This is a genomic window from Streptomyces sp. NRRL F-2664, from assembly GCF_000719345.1.
Taxonomy (GTDB): domain Bacteria; phylum Actinomycetota; class Actinomycetes; order Streptomycetales; family Streptomycetaceae; genus Streptomyces.
Genome location: NZ_JOFX01000147.1, coordinates 1 through 3,154 on the forward strand (window position 1 = coordinate 1; position 3,154 = coordinate 3,154).

The following is a 3,154-nucleotide window of genomic DNA, read 5'->3' on the forward strand; positions in this document are numbered from 1 at the left end:
TCCACAGCAGCCTCGGCTACCGCAGCCCTGCCGAATACGAGACCGCCTTGGCGGCCTGACCACACACCAAAAGTGTCCGCCAAAGCGGAACAAGCTCAGTGGGGTTATGGCCAGGCTTGTGGCGGTGAGGCAGCCGTCGATCAGGTGGGGCCGGAGCTGGATCCTGCGTAACTCGTGGCGGAGCTTGCGGCCGAAGTCGTTGGGTGTGTCGAAGGCGGTGCTGGCCATTGCCCTGCGGACGAGCGACCAGACGGCCTCGACGGGATTGAGGTCGGGTGCTTAAGGGCCAATGCTGCTGACGTACGTGCCTCGTGGGAGTTTGCGTTTGGCCTTCGAGGTGGTCCGTGAGGTCGGTGTGTTGGTGATCTCTCGGGCGTCGGGGATGACCGGTGCCGCTGGTGACGATGCTCGGGCCGTTTCAGGCGTCAGTGGGACATCTTCCGCTTGACCACGCGGGGATAGGAACGCGGCCGATGCTGCGGCAGGAGCCTGCCGGTGATCTCAGCCAGTGTCCGGTCAAGGGCCCTGTCCAGTCGTCCGGGGGGAAAAGCCCGCCTGAGCGGGGGCGGCGTGCAGGGTGCGGGTGAAGGAGATCCGGTCCGGATCGACGCCGCGTGACCGGGCAGCCAGGTGGGCGAGTTGTTGTCATAGTGCGTGGTGTACCAGCAGCATCCCGTGGACCTCCTGGGCGACACCGTCAGGGCTCTTGGAGCGCAGGGCGGAGCCCGCGCTCTGGTGGACCTTCAGCTCGTCCAGCAGCGACTCGATCTCCCACCGCTGGTGGTATAGGACGGCCAGTTCCCGGGCAGGGGCCTGCTCCGGGTCAAGGATGGTGGTGATCAGCCGGTAGACCTCGCTCCCGCCGTCCAGGGTGTACTCGATGACCCGGACGTGCTCGGGATCGGAGCACTGGTAGCAGTCCTTCGCCGCGCAGATCTGCGACAGGTAGGAGCCGTCCTCCAGCTGGCGGCACAACGGCAGAACCGCGTTGCTCTTCACCCGCCACAGCAGATCAGTGCCGCGGGCCTTCGCGGCCCGCCAGCGCGGGAACGCGGGAAAGTTCCGGTCGGCCAGCACCAGCATCCCCGGCTCCAGCCGGCCCCCCAGTCGCTCTGCCAGCGCCTCACTGACCGTAAAGGGGCCCAGGGCGGCGCCGAAGACGGCATGGGTGCCGCACCCCGCCAGGAGCATCGCCCGCACCTGAGGAAACGCCCCGGCGCCACGGTCGGAGCGCGCCCGCCCGAAGTACTCGGCTTGGTCTGGAGTTTCGCGAAGAGCTCGCGGAGCTTGGGCTCGGTGTTGGGCAGGCGCTTGTCGAAGGCTTTCTTCCCGGCCGGTGTGACGGCGGTGGCGTGGTGTTCGCCCTTGCCGACGTCCAGGCCGAGGAAGACGTCGATGTCGCCGGTGTCGATCACGTGCAGGCCCCTCCATCACGCTTTCGTCCGGCCTTGCCTCGGCACCGCGCTGTCACATCCACGTTACGGAGAGCTCATCCGCTCGGGTGAAGCCGGTGCTCAAGCCCCTCATCAGCGGTCCGTCGATGCCTCCGGGCCCGGTGACACCACCCCCCGGATCATGAACAACAATGCCGTTGCTTTTGGGGCGGGTCGGCTGTGGGGCCGTTCGTGTTGGTGTCGCGTCTGGAGTGGCTGGGGTTGGGGATCTTGACCCGGTCGTGCCCGCCTGAACTGGTGGACCGGGTCGTAGGTGAGGCGGGGTGCACGGAGAAGCGCCGGCGTCTGCTGTCGGCCCGGTTCACGGTGTACTTCGTCCTCGCGTTGTGCCTGTTCCCGCGGGTGGACTCCCTAGAGGTTCTGCGGCTGCTCAAAGCGGGTGTGCCGGGATTGCGGGAGTGGTCCGGGGTGAACAAGTCGTCGCTGGCCAGGGCCAGGCAGCGGCTGGGATGGCGGGTGATGCGCGACTTGCACCGGGCCGCCGTCCGCCCCTTGGGCCAGAAGAGAGACCTCTTTCGCGGCCTGCGTGTCCTGGCCCTGGACGGGATGCTGCTGGCCGTTCCTGATTCCGCCGGAAACCGGGAGGCCTTCGGCAAGTCGGGCTCGCAGCGCAGTCCGATGGGCTATCCCATGGCCCGGGTGGTCGCGGTCGCGGAGTGCTCTTCCCACACGGTGCTGGACGCGGTGATCGGAGGCTGGAAAGACTCTGAGCGGATCGTTTCCGACGAGCTCGACAGGCACGCCGGTGAGGGAACACTGCTGCTGGCCGACCGCGGGCTGTGGGGCCTGGCCCGCTGGCACCGTCTGCGCGACCGAGGCACCCACCTGCTGTGGCGGACCGAACAGCGCAAGGCCCGCAGGGTCCAGGACGTCCTGGCCGACGGGAGCTACCTGGCCCGCATCGAGGCGAACAAGCACAGCAAGGCGGCCGGGACGGTGAAGGCGCCGCCGGCACTGGTCCGGGTGATCGAGTACCGGATCGACGGCCAAGCCGCAGTGGTCCGGCTCATCACAAGCCTGCTGGACCACGAGAAGTACCCAGCCAGCGAACTCGCCGAACTGAGCGTTTTCAGCGATGAGCCTCCTGGGTGAGGATGGCTCGGGCGATTGACGTGAGTTTGTTGGGGCTGCAGCGGGCTCTGCGGAAGATCCTCCAGGTCTTGATCCGGGCGATCGTTCTCTCGACGGGCCAGCGGAGTCGCGAGTGCGCCCGGTTGGCGGACCGCTGTTTGACGGTGAGGTCTTTGCCGGGCTTCCTCCGGTGCGGGACGGCGGCGATGTCGCCGACTCCCTGATAGGCCTTGTCGGCCAGGACAGGGATTCCGAGTCGGAGGCAGGTAGCGATGATCCGGTGCCGGCGGGCGGCGGTCAGGTCATGGACACGGCCTGGCAGGGCAGGCGAGATCCATACGAGCCTGCCGTCGGGTGCGGTGATGCCGTCGGGTGCGGTGATGACCATGGCGGCGGTGCTTGCCCGAATAGTCGCCTCGGCTGTCGCCGACCCGGTCGCACCCGGCGAGGGTGCCGTCCAGCAGGACGTACGGGGCATCGGCCGACCGCAGTGCGGCGGTCAGGCCAGCGGCGGGGCGGGCCAGGTGCTGCACCGTCGCGTGTACGCACGCATGTGCGGTGCCGACGCTGATGCCGAAGCCGGCCGCCACCTGCTGCAGGGTGTCATTCCTCCGCAGGTACACCAACGC

1 protein-coding gene and 4 pseudogenes are annotated in these 3,154 nt (G+C 68.1%); 1 reads left to right on the plus strand and 4 read right to left on the minus strand.

The window, feature by feature from the left end:
* Window positions 1-99: 99 nt before the first annotated feature.
* The 3 pseudogenes from IF89_RS49950 to IF89_RS43700 form a co-directional block, all read right to left on the minus strand.
* Window positions 100-279 (minus strand): annotated as a pseudogene (locus IF89_RS49950) (IS630 family transposase); the annotation flags it as partial.
* 366 nt (window positions 280-645) lie between these two features.
* Window positions 646-1,224, minus strand: a pseudogene (locus tag IF89_RS39135) (IS4 family transposase); the annotation flags it as partial.
* A gap of 20 nt (window positions 1,225-1,244) precedes the next feature.
* Window positions 1,245-1,415, minus strand: a pseudogene (locus IF89_RS43700) (IS110 family transposase); the annotation flags it as partial.
* 216 nt (window positions 1,416-1,631) lie between these two features.
* Between IF89_RS43700 and IF89_RS0134790 the strand changes: the two are divergent.
* Window positions 1,632-2,546 (plus strand): IS4 family transposase, encoded by a 915-nt coding sequence (locus tag IF89_RS0134790; protein ID WP_234328019.1) that lies wholly within the window; start codon window positions 1,632-1,634, stop codon window positions 2,544-2,546.
* On the opposite strand, the pseudogene IF89_RS48635 reads toward IF89_RS0134790, so the two are convergent.
* Window positions 2,524-3,154, minus strand: a pseudogene (locus tag IF89_RS48635) (transposase family protein); the annotation flags it as partial. The gene IF89_RS0134790 and the pseudogene IF89_RS48635 sit on opposite strands and share 23 nt — an antisense overlap.